Origin of the sequence: Nocardiopsis sp. RV163, from assembly GCF_001029525.1 — a bacterium.
GTDB lineage: Bacteria > Actinomycetota > Actinomycetes > Streptosporangiales > Streptosporangiaceae > Nocardiopsis > Nocardiopsis dassonvillei.
This window is the reverse complement of record NZ_LEKI01000005.1, coordinates 61,540-85,238: the sequence shown is the minus strand read 5'-3', so window position 1 is coordinate 85,238 and position 23,699 is coordinate 61,540. Positions and strand designations below refer to the sequence as shown.

The 23,699-nt window shown below is 68.2% G+C and carries 13 protein-coding genes; 4 read left to right on the top strand and 9 right to left on the bottom strand.

Annotation, left to right across the window (positions count from 1 at the left end):
* Positions 1 to 100 precede the first annotated feature (100 nt).
* From ABD54_RS02035 to ABD54_RS02020, 4 genes are all read right to left on the bottom strand, one after another.
* Positions 101 to 454 carry a DUF6507 family protein gene (locus ABD54_RS02035; protein WP_047867715.1) on the bottom strand — a complete coding sequence of 118 codons (354 nt, stop codon included), beginning with the start codon at positions 452 to 454 and terminating at the stop codon, positions 101 to 103.
* Between the two features lie 423 nt (positions 455 to 877).
* Complete coding sequence (locus tag ABD54_RS02030; protein WP_047867714.1) at positions 878 to 1,990, bottom strand: ATP-binding domain-containing protein; 1,113 nt, start codon at positions 1,988 to 1,990, stop codon at positions 878 to 880.
* Positions 1,987 to 3,861 carry a DUF1998 domain-containing protein gene (gene drmB / locus ABD54_RS02025; protein ID WP_047867713.1) on the bottom strand — a complete coding sequence of 625 codons (1,875 nt, stop codon included), beginning with the start codon at positions 3,859 to 3,861 and terminating at the stop codon, positions 1,987 to 1,989. Before drmB ends, ABD54_RS02030 begins: the two co-directional genes overlap by 4 nt.
* On the bottom strand, positions 3,858 to 7,055 hold the full coding sequence (locus ABD54_RS02020; RefSeq protein ID WP_047867712.1) for a helicase-related protein: 3,198 nt from the start codon (positions 7,053 to 7,055) through the stop codon (positions 3,858 to 3,860). Before ABD54_RS02020 ends, drmB begins: the two co-directional genes overlap by 4 nt.
* A gap of 650 nt (positions 7,056 to 7,705) precedes the next feature.
* On the opposite strand from ABD54_RS02020, the gene ABD54_RS02015 reads away from it, so the two are divergent.
* Complete coding sequence (locus tag ABD54_RS02015) at positions 7,706 to 8,749, top strand: RNA polymerase sigma factor RpoD/SigA (protein ID WP_053063510.1); 1,044 nt, start codon at positions 7,706 to 7,708, stop codon at positions 8,747 to 8,749.
* Positions 8,750 to 9,050: 301 nt separating this feature from the next.
* Here the strand turns inward: ABD54_RS02015 and ABD54_RS02010 are convergent, their stop codons facing one another.
* Positions 9,051 to 10,595: a CBS domain-containing protein gene (locus ABD54_RS02010; protein WP_047867727.1), complete on the bottom strand. Its 1,545-nt coding sequence runs from the start codon at positions 10,593 to 10,595 to the stop codon at positions 9,051 to 9,053.
* A 263-nt stretch (positions 10,596 to 10,858) separates the two neighbouring features.
* Here ABD54_RS02010 and pglW point away from each other — a divergent pair, with 263 nt between their 5' ends.
* The gene (gene pglW, locus ABD54_RS02005; protein WP_047867711.1) at positions 10,859 to 15,127 is read left to right on the top strand and encodes a BREX system serine/threonine kinase PglW; all 4,269 of its coding nucleotides are present in this window, start codon (positions 10,859 to 10,861) and stop codon (positions 15,125 to 15,127) included.
* 140 nt (positions 15,128 to 15,267) lie between these two features.
* Here the strand turns inward: pglW and ABD54_RS02000 are convergent, their stop codons facing one another.
* Positions 15,268 to 17,616, bottom strand: a complete 2,349-nt coding sequence (locus ABD54_RS02000) for an AAA family ATPase (protein ID WP_047867710.1) — start codon at positions 17,614 to 17,616, stop codon at positions 15,268 to 15,270.
* A gap of 384 nt (positions 17,617 to 18,000) precedes the next feature.
* Here ABD54_RS02000 and ABD54_RS01995 point away from each other — a divergent pair, with 384 nt between their 5' ends.
* Complete coding sequence (locus tag ABD54_RS01995) at positions 18,001 to 19,416, top strand: ATP/GTP-binding protein (RefSeq protein WP_152691972.1); 1,416 nt, start codon at positions 18,001 to 18,003, stop codon at positions 19,414 to 19,416.
* Positions 19,325 to 19,969, top strand: a complete 645-nt coding sequence (locus tag ABD54_RS01990; protein WP_235431935.1) for an RloB family protein — start codon at positions 19,325 to 19,327, stop codon at positions 19,967 to 19,969. Before ABD54_RS01995 ends, ABD54_RS01990 begins: the two co-directional genes overlap by 92 nt.
* A gap of 384 nt (positions 19,970 to 20,353) precedes the next feature.
* On the opposite strand, the gene ABD54_RS01985 is transcribed toward ABD54_RS01990, so the two are convergent.
* From ABD54_RS01985 to ABD54_RS01975, 3 genes are all read right to left on the bottom strand, one after another.
* Positions 20,354 to 22,726, bottom strand: coding sequence for a tetratricopeptide repeat protein (locus tag ABD54_RS01985; protein WP_047867709.1), 2,373 nt, complete (start codon positions 22,724 to 22,726; stop codon positions 20,354 to 20,356).
* A gap of 64 nt (positions 22,727 to 22,790) precedes the next feature.
* Entirely contained in the window at positions 22,791 to 23,399 is a 609-nt protein-coding gene (locus ABD54_RS01980) for a DUF6879 family protein (protein ID WP_047867708.1), read from the bottom strand.
* Positions 23,392 to 23,661, bottom strand: a complete 270-nt coding sequence (locus ABD54_RS01975; RefSeq protein ID WP_047867707.1) for a hypothetical protein — start codon at positions 23,659 to 23,661, stop codon at positions 23,392 to 23,394. The genes ABD54_RS01980 and ABD54_RS01975 overlap by 8 nt, the downstream gene beginning before the upstream one ends.
* Between the last annotated feature and the right edge of the window lie 38 nt (positions 23,662 to 23,699).

Genomic DNA, 23,699 nt, shown 5'->3' with positions numbered 1-23,699 from the left:
TCACGATGGGCATCGGGGGAGAGGGGGAGGAAAGGCGCACGTCGGCCGCGGCGCATCGCCCGGCGTGCCGGTGGGCCCGGGGAGCAGCCGGGCGCGAGGGTCAGTGCGGCTGGATCGGGGGAGGGTCGGGCACCGTTCCCGCGTTGGCCTGGGCGTTCTCGGCCATCTCCAGGTTGCCGTTCGCGTAGTGCATCGTGGCCTCGCCCGCGCCCCCGGTGGCGCTCGCGCTCAGGGTGATCATCTCCCCGACGATGCCGAGGAAGTGCGTGCCGAACTCCCCGAGCGCGATGCTGATGGGGATGCTCGAAGCCGCGGAGTTCACCTCCTCCAGGCGCGTGCCGAGGTCGGTGTAGTCCCCGGACAGCCCGGTGGTGCCCTCCTCGTCGCCGATGAGACCGGAGACGCTGCTCAGGACTCCGTTGACCTCGGACACCTGGATGTTCCACGCGGACATGTGGGGGCTCCTTCTCCGTCGGGGCGGTGGAGGACGGCGGCGGGTCGCATGTGAGGTGGCCGCGCACTCACCGAGAGTTCCACAGGGATGGGACGTTTCCCAATCCTTCTTCCGGTTTCCGAAGAGTGGGCCTGCTCGGTGTGGATGTGCCCGTATGGGCAGGTGGCGCTGGACATGAACAGGGGGAACGCGAGGAGTGCCGTGGATGTTCGGTGGTGCACGTCACTTGCGGAGGACGTGCTGTGGGGCGACCGCCGACCGGGATACGAGCAGGTCGCACGCGTATGCCTGAGTAATGGGTGAGGTGACCGGATGTGGTCATCGGACGCGACGGCTTCCCTCCGAGCTCTGGCTCCGGAGGGAAGCCGCGCGCACCTGCTCAAGGTCGGTGAGGAGGGGCGGTCTCAGCGAACCCTGAGTTCCTCACGGTCGTGTTTGGAAGAGGTGACGCGGAAGGTCGGCCAGGTGCGCGGGCGGTCGCTCGCCCGCGAAGCCCAGGAGCAGCTCGTGGCGAGCCCGGGTGGCCAGGACGTAGTACGTCATCCTCTGGTCGGGGTCCGCGACGTCGGCGGTGTCGTGATGGCAGTCGGGAACGATGACCGTGTCGAACTCCAACCCCTTCATGCTGGCGCGGGTCACCAGGTGGACACCCGGGCGGCCGACGTCGATATCGCGGTACCGGCCGCGGCCGCCACCGGTGTAGGCCTGTACGGGGACTTTGGAACGCTCCAACGCCTCCAGAAGCCGCAGTTGGAACTCCGTGAACCGCACGACCACGCCGATGGTGTGTTCCGGATGCTGGCGAACGCGATCGCGCAGTTCGGTCGTGAGTTCACCGAAGGCACGGTATCTGGCCAGGACCGGCACTGGCCCGTCCCGATCCGGGAGAAGGGGTTCGGGGCCGCCCAGGCGGAACCGCTCGGCCAGTTCGGCGATCGGCCGTGAGGTGCGGTGGTTCCCCGCCATGCGGGTCTCGCCAGCGGTCAGCGTGCTCCGGATCTCCGCGGCCGTGCTCCTGGTCTCGGTGATGGTCTGGTACTCGTCCGCGAACACGGTCACCTGTGCCCCCGCCAGACGGCACAGCCGGTAGAACCCCACCGGCAGGTCCTGGCCCTCGTCGACGACCAGAGCACCGGCGGTGGGAAGGCCGTCCGTCCCCGCTACCTCTGTGAGCAGCGCGGTCCAATCGATGTCGAACCCGCCGGGAGTGAGGGTGGGCGGTCGGCCCCCCACCGCGAGTGCGTACCAGGTCCCCAGCCAGGAATGGACGGTCGCCACACTCAGGCCCGGACTCAGTGCGGCGGCTGCCGGTTCCACGTACTGGCGAAGGAGGTTGGAGCGGCACACGAGCGTGGTGGGCGTGCCGGTGAGGGCCGTCATCGCGGCGCGCTGGACCGCCAGTACGCTCTTGCCCGACCCCGGCGGACCGCACACCAGGTGATTGCCGTCGAACGGCAGCTCGTCCAGGACCCTCCGTTGCCCGGTCGTCAGGTCCAGATAGCGCAGGAACGTGGGGCCGGTATCCGAAGCGGTCACAGCGGTCCCTCCGCACGTGCGATACGGGCCGCTTGACCCAGGGCGGCTTCGACCACCGGCTCGAAGAACCCGGGGATTCCGGGACCGCCGATGAGAAGCACGCGGTCCAATAGCGCGTTACCCGCCTCGCAGCTGGTCTCCGGAAGAAGGGCACAGGCGTGGCAGGCCGCACGGTTGAGGTTGGCGAACCCGCGCGCACCGTGCTCTGCGCACAGGGGATCGGCCGAACACCACGCACCTGACTCCAGGAGTCTGAGCAGGGTATCCGCCAACCGCTCGGAGGCACCCTGGCGGACGAGCCCGCCCAGAGTGCCCTCGGCGTCACCGGCGGCAGTGTAGATGAGCACCCCGGCCTGGTGGCCGTCCGCGCCCGGGCGCGCGTACACCCTCTCCTGGAGGGAGGAGATCCCGTAGCCGCTCTCGAAGGAGAGCTGGCGGATCAGCAGGTGGGCGAAGGTGTGCAGGAGCGGTAGGCGGGGGAGCAGCCGGTCACCGACCGTTCCGGTGAGCCGGTCCCTTTGGAAGGCGGAGTCCAGGTCGTGGGCGAGGCTCTCCACCCGCTCACGGACTCCGGCTTGTGCCTCCCAACGGGTGAGCTCCTGCTCGGAGAAGGACAGGAACACCCCCTCACCGAAGACCTCGGTCGCGGGAAGCCAGCTGCGGCGACCTGTGGCGTCAGCCCCCACCATGCCTTTCGTCGACGGTTGCACCCGGCAGAATCCGCGCAGGGTGCGGACCTCGCGCAGCCGGTCGGCGATCACGACCCGCCCGATACGCGCGCGTAGAAGCCGTTCGGCCTCGTTGTTCCCCGTCAGCGAGCCGAAGGGGACGGGGCGGACCGTGAAATGCCGCTGGCTCACTGCGGTATCAGTGTTCAGCGCCGACCATTCGCCCCAGCTCAGGTCCGTCGCAGGAGAGGCGGAGCCGTCGCCGGTGGAGACGGCGGCGGAGGCGTCCTCACCGGTTTCCTGGCGTAGCAGGGCCGCTACGTCCTCGGCGGTGACCCCCTCGTTGGCGTCACAGATCATCGTGGTGATCGTCTCCGCCCGCACCGGGTCCTGGGCCCGGCACAGGCCCGTCCACAGGGCGTCCTCCCGGATGCGCGCGGCGATCTGGGGGTCCACCTGTTGGGAGCCGGTGCTCTCGGGTCCGGGGATGTCCAGGGCCGAGAGGGTGATCGGATAGTAGACGTTGCCCGCGTTGCGCTGGACGATCCGGGCCTGCTCGTCGCAGTCCACCGCCTCGCCCGGTCCCTGCCAGGGATGGCGGCCTGTGCAACGTGTACGGCCCCGGTCCAGCAGTTGTAGCAGGTCTCGTGAGGAGTCACAGGCCCGGCAGGAGACTGACAGCGCCTCCAACCCGGTCGAGGAGCGGTCCACCAGGAACGACAGCCGCTTCGCGGAACGCTCACAGTCCCGGGCACCAGGACGGCTGTGCGCCCACCACCACCAGTCCACGTCGTCCATGTGTCCGGCCGAGCAGATCTGTACGAACCGCATGGGACTCATGACCTGCGGTGTGGGGCAGGCGGGACACACCGGTGCGGTTCCCGGCCGTTCGTCCGCCGTCGCCCACCTCTTCATACCGCGACAGGCACCGCAGAAGAGCCACGCGGGGAACCGGACACAGGGCGCTCCCTGGGCATCGGGGGAGTCGAAGAAATCGTTGGTGGCCGGGGGCAGCGCCTTGAAACCCGAGACCTTCAACCGCTCCGCGAGCCTCGGTGAGTCGACCCAGGGGCAAATGGACACGGGCCAGTGGGAGATGTCGGCGGCGACGAAGGACTCACCCTGCGTCTCCATGATGGCGCCGACCCCGAACGGAACGATGGTCTGGGCCTGGCGGACACGCAGCCTGCGGGTGCGGGTCATGACTGTGCTCCCTTCACGGTGATCTGGCATTCCCGATCGACGGAACGCATCGAGTTCAGGGTTTCCCACAGGCCGTTCCTGCGGTCGAAGTTCTTGAGCACGTGCCGTGTCGAACGGCCCTGACCGCTCCAGTAGAGACGGGCCCCGGCCCGGCGCGCCGCGGTGGCCAGGTCCTGCCAGTCGGCGATGAGCTCCTTCAACTCGACGGCTACCTCCGAGGCGGTGTCAGGGACTGCGTGCTCCACCCACGAGACCAGCCGACCGACGGCGTCGGCCGCGGCGTCGGGCCGGTCGAGGATGAGGGAGGCCTGGTCCTCTCCCGACCACCCGTGGCCGTGGCGCAGGAGGATCACCAGAGCTGCGTGCAGAGCACGTTTGCGGGAGGGGATCGACCACGGGGTCACGCTGGACGGCTCGACGTGCCGGTACAGCGAGCGGTGGAACACTCCGAAGGTCTCGTAGTGCGACCGGTCCCGTGGTTTGGTGGCGTTGAAGAACGCCACGACCAGACCGGGGACCCGGTGCCGTCCGACGCGGCTGGTCGCCTGGATGTACTCGGCGGCGGCCTTGGGCTGGCCGAGCATCAGCATGAGCGCGAGCCGTCCGACGTCCACGCCCACGGAGAGCATGTTCGTGCAGGCGAGGAAGGAGACCGCGGCGGACGCGGGCCAGCCCTCCTCCAGGCGGGCGAGCAGCCGGGGTTGCTCCTCGCGGTCCAGGTTGCTGGTGAGCTCTTGGACGGACTGTTCCGTGAGCTCCCGTGTGTCCACCCCGCCCCGACCCATCCCGATGAGCTGGGCCGGGATGTCGTCGCGCGCCGAGGTCAGGGTCCGGCCGAGCTCGCGGAGGCTGTGGTGGTAGGCGACCAGTGTCCAGTAGTCGTCGCGGTGTTCCTCGGGCAGGCGCGCCGCCTCGTGCAGCATGGTGGCCGCCGTGGCGACCGTCGCACGTCCGGACGTGTGTCCCTGGGCCATGACACCCACGTAGAGGCGGCCGGGATTGTGCGTGTCGGGTTCGGCGAAGTAGGAATGGCGGGCGTCGAGTCCCGGCGGAGGAAAGAGTTGGACGTCGCGTCCGTACATCGCGCGGATCTGCTCACCGGAACGGCGGATCGTCGCGGTGGAGGCCACGACCTTGGGAGGTGTCCCGTCCCAGGAGCACAGTTGCAGGACCGCGGACTCGTACAGGCCCACAGTGGTGCCGAGCGGACCGGTGAGCAGGTGCAGCTCATCCTGGATGACCAGGGAGGGCCGCAGCCGGTCACCGCCCCCGAACAGGCACCCGGCCCTGGGCTCCCAGGCCAGGCGGGCGAACTTGTCCACGGTGCCGAGCAGGAACGAGGGCGGGGCGTCGTACAGGTGTGTGTCGACCACGCGCACCGGAAGCTCTGAGTGGAAGGCGCACTCCTCGCGCGGGCAGAAGAAGGAGAACGAGGACGGTGAGGTTCGCACACCGTAGTCGCCGGAATCGGTCGACTTGGTTGCGGGCATGATCCGGGTACCGCACCAGGGGCACCGGTCCAGGACGAAGGCGTCGGTGGGCTGGGCCGCCGCTCGTTGTTGCTTGGCCAGTTCGTGTGCCCTGTCGTAGCTGTTGGGCGTGGTGGCCTGGCCCACCCACAGGCCGATCGAGAAGGGTTCCGTACCCAGGTCGAGGTCGGAGCAGGCCCGCTCCTCGGGATGCTGCCGGAGGTATTCGAGGGCGCATACGGTGGTACCCGCTCGTTGGAACTGCTGGGTGGTGAGCAGGCTGAGCGTGTACCGGCTGAGTACGGCGGTGCCGCCGCCGGCGGCCCCGTGCCGCAACCGCCGCAGGACCATCTCGAAACAGGACAGCAGCAGGTAGGCCTCGGTCTTGCCGCCGCCGGTGGGAAACCAGATGACGTCAGCGCTCTCGCGGTCGGGGTGCGCGGGATCGATCAGGCCCGCCGCGCACAGCAGGAAGAAACCGAGCTGGAAGGGCCGCCAGGCGTATGCGTCGTCGGGCGTGGTGTCCTGCGGCAGGGGGTCGCGGCGTGTGCGCGGGGTACCAGCCAGGTCCGCCTTCCCTCGGCGCATCTGCAGGGCCATCGCCTGGTTGGCCGTCCTGAAGGCCGCCAGCGCGACTGGGTCCTCGCACAGCAGGCGTGCTCCGGCCTCCATACGGCTGACGGCTGTGTGGACGCGCGTCAGAATACGTTCGGCGGCCGCCTGGCCCCAGTGCGGAACCTCCGTGGCGGCCTCCCGCATACGTTCCTCGTACCAGTTCCGGTAGCCGCGGGTGAAGTCGGCCAGTTCCTCAGCGATCCGCGAGGGATGGACGGACACGTCGCTGAGGAAGGACAGCCGTAGCGCCCGGGAGTCATTCCGGCCAGCGTGCCGGACCCGCAGAACCTCCTCCGCGGGCATGACCTCCGTGCTGACCCTGTCGGGCGGGCCGCCGTCAGGAGCGGAAGCCGACCGCTCCTCCGTGACCGCGCAGCCGTGGCCGACGGTGAAGGTCCGTACGTGCCGGTACTGCAGACGCAGTTCCTCCTCCTCAGGGTCACTGCTGGTGAGCAGGACGTCGGGGTACTCCAGGAACGTGCCCTCGAGCGGCTCCACGCTGAACGAGGCCTGGAAGAGCATCCGCTCCCAGTCGGTGCGCGGAGGCCGGTGACCGGTTGCCCCCGAGGAGTCCGGAGGCTGGGCGACGGCCGCGTTGACCAGGGCGATGGTCACCAGCCACGCACCCGCGTAGGGACGCCGCCGCACACGCAGGACGGCGCGCCCGTCGTGAACTGGGAGGTCGCCGCTCTCGGAGACCTCCATGACCTCTTCGTCGAGGGGAACACGTTTCCACAGGCGACGCCCCTCGACCCGCTCGACCGCGTAGCGCGAGCTCCGGCAGGTGATGCTTAGGGAGCGGGCGTCGGTGAACAGCGACAGGCCCAGTGACGAGGGCAACCAGGCGTTGGCGTCGGAGGTCGGGTCCTCGGCGAAGTCGCTCTCCTCTGTCGGGGGCTCGGCACCCGGTCCGTCGGGTTCCTCGCCCGCCGCGAGGATGCGCGAGTACAGATCGGCTTCCTGGGGGTACAGGGTGCCCATGAGGTAGCGGCGGTCCGGAGGTACGGAGAGCACCTCGTGCTGTCCATCCGCTGGGCCGATGAGCTGTCGGCGCAGGGCTGACGCGAGGAGGCTGCGTGCCTCGTCCTGGCTGGTGGAGCGCTCGGACATCCGTGTCCTGTTCTCATACGGAGGCTAGGGGAAAGAAATTCCGGCGGTGCTTCGGTCTTCTCGGTACGTGGGGGATTCTGTCAGCGGTAGGTGACATTATCCGAAGCATGCCGAACCTCACCTCGTCAACGCCGCCCCCCGATCGCCGCGGCTTGGTCAGAGCCGTTCTCGCGAGGATTCGCGAGGGCGCGGAAAACGGCCGCATCAGTTCCGAGAAAATCGAATATGTGTGCGAGGAGCTGGGGATCGAGAGTGAGGCTCGCGGGAGGATCGAAGCGACCCTTCCGGGGATGGGCATCACGGTGGTCGGCCCGGTGGAGGTTCCCGCAGCGCGTAACTCTCACGACGCGACGCAGGCGACCGCCCACCGGCCGCCGGTCGGGAAGCAGCAGGAGGATTCCCGGCTGGGAGCCGTCGTCCGCCTGGCGCGCCGCTATGTCTTCGGAGGGGGAATATCCCCGCAGGTTTTCGACGGTGTCGTCCGCATCTCCGGACTGAGGGAAAACGAGGTCGAAGATTTTGTGATCCACCTGCGAGAGTCAGGTGTATCGATCACGCATTCGAAAAACGCGGGTGTCGTGGAACCCGAAGAAGGACCGGAATCCGTACACGGGAGTTCCCGGAGCGAAACGGTCGGCTCGCGCGATTCCGTGGACGCCGCCCCGGACACGAGCGCGGCCCCCGTCAACCCGGGACTGTGCGAGGCGATCGCGGAGGGCCGCCGGGTGCTGGCCGAGGACCGCGTCCTGGGGCGTCCCGGCGAACGCCTCCTCGCCGCGCGGGCGGAGACGGGACTGTCCGCACTGATGAGGGGCGGAGAGTTCCCGGAACAGGAGTTCCAGGAGGCGGACCTTGCGGCTCTGGAGCCCGACGACGAGCGCCGCCGGGCCTACGAGGCGATGGTGCTGCACAACCAGCGCCTCGTCTACAGCCTGGCGTTCAAGTACGAGGGTCAGGGGCTGGAGACGGAGGACCTGGTGCAGCACGGCATGCAGGGCCTGATGCGCGCGGTGGTCAAGTTCGACGGCAGCCGGGGCTTCAGGTTCTCCACATACGCCACCTGGTGGATCCGCCAGGCCATCACCCGCGCCATCGCCGACGAGGGGGCGCTGATCCGCATCCCGGTGCACATGCACGAGAAGATGGCCAAGGTCGCGGCCACCGAGCGTGCCCTGGCGATCCAGGGCAGGGGCACCGGTGTGGCGCAGGTAGCGATACACAGCGGACTGACGGTCTCCGAGGTCGACCAGGTCCACCGCCTCACCTACCGGACCGACTCGCTCGACCGGGAGATCCGGGGCGACACCACCCTGCTCACCCTCGTGGGTGAGGACGAGAGCCGTGCGCTGCCCTCTCCGGAGGAACAGCTGCTGGAGGACGAGCGTAAGAGGGAGACGCGCGAGCTGCTGTCCTGCCTGACCAGCGATCGTGCACGTGAGGTCATCGAACGGCGCATGGGGTGGACGACCGGGGAGAGGCAGACCCTGGACGTGATCGGTGAGTACTTCGGGGTCACCCGTGAGCGCATCCGTCAGATCGAGAAGAAGGCTCTCAAGACCCTGCAAGAGGTTCACGTGCACGGAGTTCAACAGTCCGCGTCCGCAGAGGGGAAGAAGGGCAGGAAGAGGAGGAAGAGGCGGACGCGACGGCCCGACCCGGCCCCTGTGTCTCCCCGAGTTGACGAAGAGCGCTGACATGCGTGGCGCGGTGGCGGACCTTCCGGGCCCTTGGAAGAGCGCCGCGCGCACCTGCTCGCGGCCGGTGAGGAGTAGGGACGGGGTCAGAAACCGCTCATGAACCCCTCCAACAACTTCGGGACCTCCTCCTCGTCCGCCCGGCTGCGCGCCTCGTCCTCCTCCCGCGCCACCGACGGGAAGAAGGCCTGTGCGGGTCCAGTACTCGATGACGGACTCGTCCGGGCCTTCCTGGAACGACTTGAGCCCCCGCCGCCCTCACCTCACCGCGCGATTCTCGGTGGCATTGACGGGGATCGGTTCACCCGTCGGGATTGAGCACCCGCAACAGGCCGATGAAACCGTTCAGCTTGTCGATCTGCTCCTCGGTGAGGGGATCGGGGCTGAAATGCATGGTCTCGTTTCGGATGGCGGTCACCGTCTTCAGCAGGTCCAGAAACTCCTCGTGGTCCACGTCCCATCCGAGCCTGCTCCACTCGTCATCGCCTTTGAGCAGGTGCCAGTAGCTTCCCAGAGTCAGATCAGCCGCCGACTTGACCTTGTCGGGTTTCTTGTTGGTCGCAGCGCAGATGTCCTCCGCGCTGAAGACGTCGTCCACGCACTGCCGCAGGCGCCGCTCGGCCTCCTCGATGAGGACGAAGGGCCGCGCCAACTCACCGAACTGCAGGGTCAGGTCAGCCGCGGTAACGATGCCCGACACACTCTTCAGATCGGAGCTGCGCACAAGAACGAAGCCGTGGCCGTAGATGTGCGGAATCTGGTCCAACAGCAGGTCGTCCTGCTCGACGATGGGGACGTTCGCCTTCACCTGGTCCACGGATGTGGGCTCCAGACCGCCCAGCCTCATCTTGCCGATGGACTCCCAGCTCACCACTCCATGGCAGAGGCCGTCATCGGAGATGACCGCCAACTGGGAGAAGTTGCGGGAGATCATGGTGGTCACCGCTTTGCGGACCGTGTCCTGGGGCTTGACCGAGACAACCTTCCGGTTCGCGGCCTCCAGGTCCCCGACCCGGAGTGTGGCCGACGTGGGTTCGGGGGGTTCCTCGACCTCGTTCTCCGGTAGCGGAGTGGACGTGGCTTCCTCGCCGGTGGGTTCTTCCCCGACCCGGACGATGGCGATGGTGTTGTCGATCCATCCTTCGGTGAACGAGGGCTGTGTGGTCAGTCCCTTCTCTTCCAGGTCGCTTTGAATCGCTGCCTCGGAGGAGGGGGTACGTCGCGCCACGTTCCAGTAGGACAGGAACTTGCGGATCGTCATCGTGATGGGGTTGTGAGGATCCCTCGCCACGGCCTGAGCCAGGAGCTCGGCGTGGCCTTCGGCCTCGTGCCACTCCTCCTTCTCCGACACGGTCGGAGCTCCGGGATCCTTGCCTCCCCCAGCCAGGACCGCCACACGCCGGGCGGCGTCGAACCGGGTCAGCCCACACACCGTGAGCAGGGATCCCATACTGTCGAGCAGGTCCTGTTGGATCGCGGTGCGGGGGACGTCCTTACGCAGCCACTCGACCCTGCGGATGTGGCGGAACCCCTCGGGAGCCCGGTCGTCGTACTCGTAGTGACCGACGACCCGACCGATCGCCACCTTCTGGGAGGACTTGGAGGAGTTCTTGAGCGGCATGACCACGTGGTCGCCCTCTAGGACCAAGCGGGCGAAGCGCCACAGCTGCCCCGTCCAGTTGGCGACACTTCCCTTGGCCGCGTCCGGGTAGGCAGCCCGGACACGGCGCTTAAGTTCTTCCCGAGTGCGGCACTCGTTGATATCGCCGATATGCCAGCCGACGATGATCACGCCCTCCCGAAGGCACAGGTCCTCGCGCTCGCCATGGCGTCCGGATCGAATCAACCAGGCGGCTGGGGCGACATCGCTCATGGGCTTCGCTTCTTCCCTGCGAAAACGGCACGATCGTGAGGTGGGCGGGGAAAGAAGGTTATCTCCTGTCGAGATCACCGAGGAGAACGAGATCAGAATCGTCGCGTGGATGATGAGAGGCATGTCCTTCGTGAGCTGCCATGCGTACCTTTTCAGTCCGGACGTGCCTCTGTCACTGGGGAGTCCTATGCTGGACGGGCAGTCAGGCGGGGCAGAACTGGAGAGGGAGCGGCCGGATGGCGAACCGATGGTGGGGCAAACCCTCGGAGTTCCGCTGGGAGCAGTCGGCCCTGGGCCACATCCGCGAGTACTTCCCCGATCGGGAGCCCTACCGCGCCTGGCAGGGCATGTCCTTCACCGCGCGCAACAACCGCGTCCGCGAGTGCGACCTGTTCGCCGTCACCCCCACCGGCGCCTTCCTCGTCGAGATCAAGAGCCACCCGGGGCGCGCCACCAACCGTGGCAGTGAGTGGACCTTCACCAACGGCCACCGCCGGACCATCACCAACCCGCTGCACCTGACCGAGCAGAAGGCCAAGGAGCTCAAGGACCGCCTCCAGTGGGCGGCCCGGAAACTGGGCCTGCCCGACAACGTGCGGATCCCCTTCATCAAGGCCGCGGTCTTCCTCTCCGCCGACGACCTGCGCTGTGACTTCGACGAGGTACAGCTGGCGGAGGTCTACGGCCGGGAGGGGCTGGACAAGCAGACCGGCCTGGACGGTATCTGGAGCGGTCTGCTCGGCCGCCCCCACACCACGGTCAGCCCGGGTTTCCTCAAGAACGTCTCGCTCCTGATGGAGACGATCGGTGTCCAGTCGCTGGACCGCGCGCTGAAACTGGGCGAGTACACGCTGGAGAAGCGCTCCTTCGACAGCGGACCCACCTGGACCGACTACCGGGCCCGGCACCAGCAGTTGGGCAGCAGCAGCCGGGTGCGCGTCTACCACTACGGCGAGTCCCCGAACGAGGACGACCGCCGTTCGGTCGAGCGTGCGGCCAAGCGCGAGTACATGTCCCTGGAGGGCATCTCCCACGAGGGAATCGTCAAGGCCGAGTACTTCGGGGTCGTCGACCAGATCGGTCCGGGCATCGCCTTCCGGCACCACTCCTCCTGGACGCGGCTGGACCACTTCATGGCCGAACACGGGGACGACCTCGACATCGACACCCGGATGGAGATGGTCCGCCAACTGGCCGAGGCGGTCAACCACGCCCACCGCAACCGCCTCTTCCACCGTGCCCTGGCCGCGCGCAGCGTGTGGGTGGAACTGGACGGCTCCTTCCCGAGGTTGTACATCGCCGACTGGCAGGTGGCCTCCCGTGAGAGCCTGCGCCTGCGCAGCGGAGGCCACACGCGCCACACCTCCGATGGCGGGGCCGCGACGGAGCACCTGGAGGCGGCGCTGGGCGAGCGCGCCCTGGCCGCGCACGTCGAGGCGGCAGCCCAGGCCTATCTGGCACCGGAGTTCCCCGACTACGGGGGCAGGGCCGCCCCTCAGGACATCTTCGGCCTCGGTGCGCTCACCTACCTCGTCTTCACCGGCCAGCCGCCGGGACGCAACCGCCGTGAGATGAGCCGACAGATCCAGGAGCACGGCTGCCTCACCCCGGCCGCGGTGAGCGACGACGTCATCCCCCAGTTGGACACGCTCGTTCGCGAGGCGACCCGCCGTTCCCCCGGCGACCGCCTGTCGACGGTCCAGTCCTTCCTGCGCATGCTCGACCAGGTCGAGGAGTACCTGACCCAGCCCGAGGTCAAGACCGACCCGCTCACCGCACGACCCGGTGACGAGACCGAACAGGGGTGGAGGGTCCGGGAAGTGTTGGGCAAGGGCGCCACGGCGCGCGCCCTGCTCATGAGCGGGCCGAAGGGTGTGGAGGTCGTCCACAAGGTCGCCCTCAACTCCGGTTCGGCGGCCGCCGCGCTGCGGGGGGAGGCCCAGACACTGCGGATCGTCGGTTCCGGCCCCAGGATCGTGGCCCTGGCCTCCGCCGGAGCGGACCAGGAAACGGGTGTGCGCGAGATCGGCGAGCGCACCGTCCTTCCCCTGCAACACGCAGGGGAGAGCACGCTCGCGGACTACCTGTCCCGCCAGGGGGCCCTGGGCACCGGTGAGCTGCTCCGGTTCGGTCAGCACCTGTTCGACGCGGTCGAGCACCTGGAGAGCAAGAAGGTCTTCCACCGCGACATCAAGCCGGCCAACCTCGGTGTCCAGGAGCCGCCCAAGCAGGGCCGTGCCCTGGTGCTCTTCGACTTCTCCCTGTCCAGGACAGCGTTGGAGAACACCGCGGCGGGCACCCGCGGCTACCTCGATCCGTTCCTGGGACCCGACCGCCCCTACGACGAGTTCGCCGAACGCTACGCCCTGGCCGTGACACTGCACGAGATGGCCACCGGAGAACTCCCCGTGTGGGACGACGACGGGGTCGGCCCGGAGTTCCTGGCCGACGACGTCGAGCTTCCGCAACTCTCCGGCGACGCCTTCCCCGAGCAGAACCGGACCCTCCTGGTCTCCTTCTTCCACCGGGCGCTGCACCGGCGGGTGGAGAGGCGCTTCGCCACGCTCCAGGACATGCGCAGTGCCTGGGAGGCGGCCCTCTACGCGGCCTCTCCGGTGGCCGAGGCCGTGGTCGAGAACGAGGAGACCCGCCGACGCAACGCCGAGAGCGCGGACCTGAACACGCCGTTGCACCTGGCCGGGCTCACCCCGCTCGCCCTGGACACCGCCACCCGGGTGCTCAAGTGCGAGACGGTGGGCGACCTGCTCACCAGACCCGTCCGGGAACTCCACCGCCTGCGCGGTGTCTCCCTGCCCACCCGCAACGAACTGGTCAAAGCGGTCACAGACTGGCGCAAGCGCCTGGACGTGGCCGAGTACGCGGTCGCCACACGGTCCAAGCTGCCCCGCGGCGCTGACGGTGACGACAAGAGGAAGGCCACCCTCGACCAGGTGATCCGCCAGTTCATCCCGGCCTCCACCGAGGCCAACGGGCAGTGGGTGCGGGCGGTGCGCGAACTGCTCGGCATCCCCGAGAAGGCCGCGGCCCACACCGGATGGTGGCCCACCCACCGCAGGGTCGCCGAGCGCCTGGGGCTTCCCCGGGAACTCGTGGACCGGGATCTGCAACACGCCGTCACCTACTGGTCCAAGAGCGCCTCACTCCTGAACTCGGTCCGCGACGACGTGGTGGAGATCCTCGCCCGCAACGGCCGTGTCCGCGAGGTCGGGCAGATCGCCGCGGAACTGCTCACCCTACGCGGCACCTCGCTGGAGGGGGACGCCCGCGCCGCCTACGCGATGGCGGCGGTACGTGTGGCGGTGGAGTGCGAGGAGCGCCGCACCGACCAGAGGTTCGTCGTGCGCCGCTACGACCGCAGGGTACTGGTCGCACAGGTCATCGACGACGACCCTTCCGTCCCGGTGGAGGGTGAGTTGTTCGACTACGCCGAGGCGCTCGGGCGCCGCGCGGACGAACTGGTCCGGGTCCGGTCCGGGGAGCCCCTGCCCACCCCCGCCACGGTCCGACAGGGGTTGCGGGCCGTCACCCCACCCGAGGGGATGGAGCCCCTGAGCGACACCGACCTGGTGCAGTTGGCCGCGGTGGCCTCCGGCTGTGCCGAGGCCACGCCGCGGCTGGAGCTCTACCCGGTCGATCTGGACCTGGAACGGGCGCTCCAGCTCACCCAGGCCGTCGGTTACCTGGGCGCGCCCGGTATCACCCCGCAGCAGGTACGCGACCGGGTGAGGGCGCGCTTCCCCGCGCTCGAAGCCCCCGGGGACGGGCAGTTGTGGAACCTGCTGGTCGGCAGGTACCCCAAACTCCGCAAGCGCGAACACCAGGGCACCGCCTACTGGTACCTGGAACCGGAGCTGACCACGTACCAGCCCTCCACGCACACGGGGCCGCACCATGCTCCGGGGCAGCTCGACGCCGCCTCCGCCCGAGCCTGGCAGCAGTTGGAGGCCTCGGTGGGAAGCGGGGGCTTCCGTGCGCTCAAGACGTGGATGCCCGACACCGAGCGCAGCGCCGAGGCCCTGGCGCGCACCCCCGGAGTGGTGCCCTTCGACGTCTCCGCCGAGTTCGTCGCGGTCGTCGACGAGGTCCTGGGCGAGATCGGCGGCGGCCTGGACTGGGACGTCCTGGTCGAGGCCGACAACAGCCGTCCTGCGGCCTTCGAGCGCATGCTGAGCGACGTCTTCGAACGGCTCGGCCACCGGGTGCGTTCGGCGGGGCCCGCGGGACCCGGCGAGGACGCGGTGGTGCTGCTGTACCGGGCGACCCCCCTGGCCCGCTACGCGCCGGGCCGCGCCCTGTTGGGCGCCCTCGTCCAGGAGGCACGCGAGGCGGGCACCAGCCCGTACGGACTGTGGCTGCTGTGCCCGATGCGCGGCCCCCAGGGGCCCGCGACCCTGGACGGTCACCCGGCGGGAATCATCAGCGACGTCGAACAGGTGCTGCTGCCGAAGGGCTTCGCGGCGCCGGAGGCCGCGACGGTTTCCTGATCCTCTCCGGTGGCCCTGTTCCCCCGCCCAGGAGGACAGGGCCACCGCTTCCCGTATCTTCGGCCCCCGGAATGCGGAGGGTTCCCTGGGCCGCCGTCGCCAGGCCGCGATCGCGGCGCGCGGTGTCGAACCTTCGGGGGTCAGTCGCAGAGGAGCGAGCTCTTGTGCTCGCTGATCCCCAGCCGTTCGCACATGCCGTCGAAGTGTTCGGGGTGGAGCTCGTTCATCAGCCGGAACACGTCGGTGATCGTTCCGCGGGCCTCGTCGCTCATCGGCTCCTTGCCCTCGGGGTCGGGGGCGTGGTGCGAGTTGCCGTTGAGGAGAGCGGTGATGCGGTTCGCCCGTACCCGCTCCTGCTTCAACGCGTGTTCGACGACGTTGGTGAACTTTCCCGCCTGATTGGGGCGCATGAATCCGAGGAAGTGTTCCAGCAGCCTACGGGTGCTGTTGGACGAATCAGTGATGAGCCTGAGGTCCGCCTCCACCGCGACGGAGTGGTTCGCCTCCAGCAGGTCGTGGGCGACTCGGTAGAAGAGCAGGTTGTACTCGGTGTCGAGGGCGGTGATGCTCTTGCTCGCCAGGTCCACGTGTGCCAGTTCGGGGCGGCGGGACCCGGGCTCGGACGTCGGACCCAGACGGACCGACTTCATGATGTGCAGCGTCGCGGTGGGAGGTAGCGACTTCCTGGGATTTCCCCTGCCTCGGGTCAGTTCCTTCGTCCACATGCGCAGGAAGGCGGCGTTGTGGGTGAGTACGAAGAGCTGCCGACAGCCGGGCTGCGGGTTCAGGGGGTCGAGCTGTCCGACCAGCATCGACTGCACGCCGGTCATGAGCTGTTCGTCCATGCTGGACACCGGGTCGTCCACCACGACGATGGCGCGGCCGGGGTCCTGGTCCTGTTCCTTCAGGCTGACGAGGAAGTAGACCATGGCGATCGCGGTCTTCTCGCCTTCGCTCAGATGTCGTGCGGGAGTGCTGTGCCGGAGCAGGTGGTAGCGGTCGTCCCGGTAGACGAAGGTGAGGTCGGCGCGCCGCAGCAGGCTGTTGACGTCCCGGTTGAGGGTGGAGACGAGGTACCGGGGGTCGAGTCCTTCCTCAGGGGTCTGGCGAACGGTGTCCAGGTGTGCCTCCAGCTCGCCCTCCGCTTCTCGGACCCGTTCGGACAGCTCCGTGTGCTTGTTCCGTTGCCTCGCCCACGGTTCCCTGATCTCTTCCAACATGCGCTGGAACTCGCGTTCCGCGGCTTCGGCCCGGTCGCTGTCCAGGCGTTCGGTCCGCTCGTTGTGCTCGCCGATGATCTCGTTGACCGTCGTGGTGTCGATCCTCACCGGTGTCAGGTCGCAGGGCAGAGTGAGTTCGGTGAACATCCCCTCCTTCTTCTGTTCGAGCGCTTCGGCGATCCTGTCCAGGACGGCGAGGTAGGCGTTGATCGAGGCTTCGACCAGCTTGGTCGCCTCGCCGTAATCCTCCTTGAGGTCCTCGAAGAGGAGCGCTCGGTGGGGCAGTTCGGCGGGGAGCCTCTCGACACGGCTTCGAAGTCGCCGGACCCGCCCGAGGCTCTCGTCGACCTCCTTGAGGAGCCGTGTGTACCCCTCGTCGAAGTGCCGGTCGAGCTCGGCCCTTCGACGAGCGCTGACCTCGCCTCCACAGAACACGCAGGTGTGGCGGTCCGCGTGCAGCCCGAGGCCCTGTCGGACCCAGGTTTCGTGGTCGGGCCGTTCCTTGAGCGCGGAGAGCACGTCCGAGGTGACCGTGCGCTCCAGGAGGTGAGCGGTCGTGGACAGGAGGTCCTCGACGGGCAGGCTACCGAGGTCCACCGGGGGGACCTGTTCCGACGATGAGGTGTTCAACAGTGCCTGGTCCCGCTCGTGGGCGTTGCGCAGCTCCGACCGGGCAGGGGGAGGCTCGGCCAGGGCCTTCTCCACGTTTCGCTTGTCGAACTGCTTGTTGAAGCGGAGGGCCTTGCCCCTGAGGGTGTTGTTCACCCGGCGCCCCAGCTTGGTGCAGAGGTTCCCGGCCTCCTTGAGCGCCGAGTCGCGCTCCCTGCGCAGATCCCTCAAGAGGGGCCTCAACCGCTCGATCTCCTGTTCGGCCCTCTCCTTGCGCTCCTGCCGTTCGACGTTCTTCTCACCCATGTGCAGGAGGGCCGGCGCGTCCGCCCCGGAAGTGTCTCCGTCACCTGCGTCGAACCGCAGGTTCTTTCGCACGTACTCGGCGTTGAACAGGCGAACGTCGTCCCAGAACCGGTGCCCCGGTCCGTTGATCTCCTCGATGTCGGACGGGTCGTCGCCGGGCTGGATCCGCGTCCGCGTTCCGTGGGACCACGACTTGTCCCCCGGGACACCGCTGAGCAGTTCCGCGAAGGTGCTCTTCCCTGTGCCGTTGGGGGCGTAGACGAGGTTGAGCCGCTGGAAGTCGACGGTCTTGCCGCGCTGGTTCCAGCGCTGGAAACAGCGGAAGTCGTGAACGGAGAGGACACGCTTGATCAACGGGTGATCCTTACCAGGCACGGGGCCGGTGAACTCACGGTGCCGGAGCGCTCGATGAGTCGGGCGGACGTGGATGGACCGAGGCCTCAGCGGAGCGCCGTGCGGCCGGGTCGTGGAGCCGCTCCCGGAAGCGGGAGCAGCGCATGATCGGCGAAGTCGACCACACCGGAAGCCTTGTTCGAGCAGGAAGGGCATTCCGTCCGCCCATGGGGGTGGGAGTCGAGCCTGACATGTGGTCGGACTCGGAGTGTACACCTAGGTGTATGCCCCAGGGCTCTTCGCGGAAAAATTCTCCAGAATCCAGTGTGAAGGACACATGAAAGCAATACTCGCGGGTTACGGTAACCAGTGTCAGATCCTTGGCGCGAAGATATCCGGGAGGTGGTGGCCGTGCTGCTGCGGTTTCATGTGGCGAACTGGGAGTCCATCCGGGGCGAACAGGAACTGAGCCTGGTCGCCGCCGACGAACACGACGACCTCGCCGTGCTGGACGTCCCCGGCACGGGGCTGAAGGCGCTGCCCGTGGTCGGTGTCTTCGGGCCGAACGCCTCGGGCAAGTCCAAACTGATGAGGGCGATGGCCTACGCACGCGACGCCGTCCGGTACTCGCACAACCGGTGGAACCCCAGGGGTGGGACCGGGCGCATCCCCTTCGCGTTGGACGAGGCCGCGGTGGCGCGGCCGTCGGAATTCGCCTTCGACTTCGTGCTGGACGGGGTACGCCACGAATACGGCTTCGCGGTAGACGACCGTGCGGTGGTCTCCGAGTGGCTGTACACCTGGCCACGCGGCCGGATGCGGGTCCTCTTCGAGAGGGAGGGGCCCCAGGAGGTCGAACTCGGTCCCGGTCTACGCAGAGGCTTCGGGAACCGTACCCGGATGGTGTGGGAGTCGGTGCGTCCCAACAGCCTGTTCCTATCGGCTGGCGCGGCCGGGAACCATCCGCTGCTCACCCGTGTCTACGACTGGGTCGATCGGATGACGATGGCCTTCGACGAGAACGCCCACGTGCGCCTGGACCTCACCCTGCGCATGCTCGCGGGGCCCGAACGGGAGCTGTGCCACCTCCTGACGCAGTACGCGGACCTCGGCATCTCCGGAATCATTTCGGAGGAGAGAGAACTGCCGAAGGAGGCCGCGGCGCACTTCACGGCGGGCTTTCGCGTGCTCAACCCGGACGGCCCTCCGATGGCGGCGGAGGACTGGCGTCAGTCACCGGAGATCGTCGTCTCACACCGATCCCCCGACGGCACCGTGGAACTGCCGTACGGCGCGGAGTCCAATGGCACACACACCTGGTTGGAGCTGGTGGGTGTGGTGGTCCGAGCGTTGGAGCAGGGGCGTGTGCTCGTCATCGACGAACTGGACGCACGGTTGCACTCCAACCTGGCGGGCCAGCTGGTTCGGCTCTTCTCCGAACGGGAGACCAACCCCAGTGGCGCCCAGCTCGTCTTCAACACCCATGACGTCACACTGCTGAGCAGGCGCTCCTACGGTTATCTGACGAGGGACCAGGCGTGGCTCACGGAGAAGGGGCCAGATGGCGCGACGGAGCTGACCGCGCTGCGAGAGTACAAAGTGCGTGACGACCGTGACAACGTGGTCAAAAAGTACCTTTTGGGTTTTTATTCCGCTGTGCCCACATTTGATAGTGATGTGGGTCGTGAACTAGCCCATCTTATCGCTAAACGTGCGGTAGCGTTCCAGCGTGGCGTTGAACAGGAAAAATCGGAACAATTCCCTCAGTCCGAAAAAGGTGGGGACGAAGAACCCCAGAAGAAGGTATCTCCTCTTCTGTGAGGACACCTACGGTGGGACGACCTACTTCACCGAGATGAGGAGACGGCAACGCTTCTCGAACGTGTCGATCGAGGTCGGTCCCGATCACGGGGAACCGTACAAGCTGGTCAATGCCGCGCAGAAGCGCAGGGACTCCGCGCCCACGCGGCGTGGTGACCAGGGCACCGAGTACGACGAGGTGTGGTGTGTGATCGACGTCGAGGCGCCCCGGGCGCATGACTCGCTGGGTGAGGCGATGCGCCTGGCACGAGAGTCCGACATCAACATCGCCTATGCGAACCCGTGCTTCGAACTCTGGTTGCTCCTGCACCAGCGAGACGTCGGCGGATATCTGAGTACGACCGACGCCATCAAGCAGATGGAGAGGTTGAAGTGCTGCTACACCGACCGCAAGGACTTCGACCCCGCACACTTCTTCGGCGATCCGCAGCAGAAGGCGATCGGCCGGGCCGAACGGCTGCATGAGAGGTATGGGGACGCCGTCCATCCACGTGACAGGAACCCGTGGACGAACATTCACCTCCTGGTTCGCGGCCTTCTCGACCAGGCGTGAGATACGCGGGTGAGGCTCGGCGCGGGGCACCGACATGCCCTTGGAAGAGCTGATCTGGGGGAGTGCGGGTTAACGGCCCCCGGGTGACCTCGCCGACGTCGGTGGAGAGCATGTAATTCTTCGGTTCCGGGGCCATCGCTTCGCGCTCTGGGGGATCCCAGTAAAGGTCTCTGCCGAGGAGACGGAGGCGTCTATCGAGGCCCGGCGGGAAAGGCGTCAGGGCTGCTCCAGGGGCCGATTCAGCACCGCGTGATCGTGCCCGAAGAGCCGCTCGGGTGGTAGGCCGGTCCGCCCGAACGGACGGCCGAGCAGGTCGAGGACATCATGCGCGGGATGCCGGGCCATGCTGACCCACTCGTGCGGTCCGCCGCTCCTCGAAAGGCGTCAACCGTTCGCGTCGCCGAGGTGGCCGGTGATCGTCTCACGCAGGCGCTCGGCTCTGGGATCAGTCAGGTCCGACAGGGCTTCCAGCGCTTCGCGCCAGTGCCCGCGTGCCGCCTCTGTTTCGCCGTTGCGGGACACCACGGCGGCCAGGCGGTCAAGGCATACCGCCAGGTTCCAGCGGGCCTTGTTCCTGCGGTAACCGCTCACCGCCTGGCGGAAGAACTGTGCTGCCTCGACCAGGTGTCCGAGTGACCGGTAGACCTCAGCCGCGCCCTCGAAGGACTCGGACTCGCGCACGTGGTCGCCGATCGAGCGGTGCAGTGCGGCTGCCTCATGGAAACTCGTCAGGGCCTCCTCCGGTCGGTCGAGCAGCGTTTGGGCCCTGCCGAGCTCCAGGAGCGCGAACCCCTCCCGGACCGGGTTGTCCAGTTCCCGGGCGACATCGAGAGCACGCCGCCCGTAGGACAGCGCGCGGTCGGTCGAGTCCAGTTCCCGCCATGCCGCTCCCAGACAGGCCAGGCAGGCGAATTCGCTCATCCTGTTGCCGGTCTCGCGGTGTATCGCGACGGCTTCCTCGGCCAGGGCCACTGATTCACGGAGATCTCCCGAATCGAGCAGTGCGTCCGCCAGGTTGCCGAGCGCGATTCCCGCCCAACGCCGCTCGCCCAGACGCCGGGCGATGTCGAGTGAGCGTTCGAAGTCCTCGCGCGCCTCGTCGAACCGGTGCTCGCGCAGATGCGCCAGCCCCAGCGCGTTGAGCGACATGGCCTCCCCGAGCTCATCGCCCAGCTCCTGCCGTAACCGAAGGGCCTGCCGGTGGTGCGTGATGCCCTCCCGCATGCGGTGGGACTGTACGTACGCCATACCCAGGCTCTCCAGGAGGTCCGCTTCGGCCGCGTGCTCCCGCTCCCGCCGGGCCGCACCGAGCCCGAGGAGGGTCGTGGCGATCCAGGCGCTCATGGGCGTTCGGTACACGTAGACGTGTCTCAGTACGACCGGTAGGCGCCAGGCGATCGCGTCCATCCCCGCCCCGGCGGCGGCCTCGGCCATGGCGACCAGGTTCCTGCTCTCGGCCTCGAACCATCGGACCGCGTCCGCGTTGTCGGTGAACTCGCGAACGCCGTCGGAAGCACTCCCGACTGGACCCGGGCCCGGCTCCAACTGTCGCAGTGGTGAGTCCACCGCCCGGGCCGCGGCGTCAGCGGTGCGCAGGTACCAACCCAGCAGGCGCCCCAGAGCCTCCTGTCGGCTCTCCGGCGGCTCCTCGCGGCGCGCCTGGTCCAGCGCGTAGGAACGCAGGAGGTCGTGGAAGCGGTACCGGTCCGGGCCGGTCTGTTCCACCAGGTGCGCGCCCACGAGCATGTCCAGAACGCGCCGTGCCCGCCGGACCGGCAGACCGCCGAGGACAGCCGCGGAGCCCGCGTCGAAGTCGTGGCCGGGATGCAGCCCGAGCAGCCGGAACAGGCGTGCGGTCTCCCCCGGCAGGGCCCGGTAGGACCAGGCGAAGACGGTGCGGACCGCGTCGGCTTCCTCCTCCTCGTCGGTGGCGAGGGCGTCCCAGAGAGCGGACTCGTCCCGCAGGTCCTGGATCAGCTCCGCCAAGGGCATGTGGGGCCGTCCGGCGGCCCGTTCGGCGGCGATGCGCAGGGCGAGGGGCAGCTCTCCGCACAGATGGGCCAGCTCGGCGATCTCGTGCGGCTCATCGCGCGGCCAGTGGTTCCCGGTGACGTGTTCGAGGAGCTCCACGGCCTCCGCCGGCTCCAACGTACGCACGGTGAGACGCCGCGCTCCGTCCCGGGCTACCAACCCGGACAGCCGGTCCCGACTGGTGACCAGCACGACGCACGCCGAGGAGCCGGGCAGCAGTGGGCGTACCTGCGCCGCGGTCGCCGCGTTGTCGAGGACGACGAGCACGCGCCGTTCGGCCAGGAGGGAACGGTAGAGGGCGGAGCGGCCGTCGACGTCCGCGGGTACGGCGTCCGCGGGCACCCCGAAGGCGCGGACGAAGCGTTCCAGCGCCTGGTCCGGTTCGACCCGCGGGCCGGTCCCGTATCCGCGCAGATCCACGTAGAGCTGGCCGTCGGGGAAGCGGTCGCGCACCCGGTGGGCCCAGTGCAGGGCCAGAGCGGTCTTGCCGACACCGGCCGTGCCAGTGATGACGTGAACGGGAGCCTCAGCGCCGCCGGCGGAGTCCTCAGCGCGCAGGTGGGTGCTGAGCACCTCCAGTTCGCCCACCCGGTTCACGAATCCGTGCACGTCACCGGGGAGCTGCCCGGGTACGGGAGCGGAGTGCGCCGTCGGCCCCTGGCCGTGGAAGTGCACCCCGCCTCGAACGTCCCGCGCCTGCACCGCGCGGCCCGCGACCGCGCCCATGTGTGTACTGGCACTGGTACCGGGCCGCTCGGCGGGTTCCCCACCGGGTTCGGAGGGCCTGCGGTCAGTCACGGCTGAGCGCGGCCCCCTCGACCTCGCGCGGGAAGTAGCGCTTCAGATCCTCACCGGCCTCGTGGAGCGCGGCGATCTCGGCACGGCACCGTGTGGTGGTGGCGTGGTCGGTGAACCGGACTCCGCCCCGGAGAACACCCTGGTCGTCGTACCGGATTCTGTACGCCACCTCGTCGCCGAGCCCGACGATCTCGGGTACCTGGCCACTGTGTTCCCACGCCGCGAGGGGTCCGGGGGAGATGATCCGGACGTCCTCGCCGCACTGGGCTCGCAGATGGAGGGAGTGCAGTTCCCACAGCAGATACGTCGTGAAGGGCTTCTCCACGACACGGGTTCGCCGCAGCACGCATCCCGCTCGGGCGAGTTCGGCGAATTCCTCCCGCAAGGAGGAGCGCTTGTTCTCCAGAAGCCGGAGGGACTCGTCGTGGCGTCCCTCCCGGAACGCCATCCAACTGTCACTTTCCGGCTGGTGGAAGACCTGTCGCCGTTCGAGCTTCCAGATATCGGTGTTCCTGAGCGATGCCAGACGCCCGTCGAAGTCGTCGAGATAGGGGCCGAGCTCCAGCCGGTCACCGGAAAGGCCGTCGATGGCGTCAAGCATCAGGGATGTCCGCTTTCGCTGCTATCAGGGTGTTGCGGGGGATGACGACCAGACGTTCGTCCTCTGCGATGGCCGCACCTGATGGCAGACGTTCCGCGTAGGCGTCGGTCAGGTCGCGCCCGATCACGGCGATGTCGCCGTTGTCGAGCTCCCAGATGTCGGGGCAACCGCTGGCTCTGTCGGTGTTGCCCAGTTCGGCCGGAGACCTGCCCAGCCTCCGTGCCATGTCAGCGGACGGGTCCGCTTCCCAGGGACGTGTCATGGTGGCCGCCCTCCCACGCGCTCCTGGAATCGGGGGTG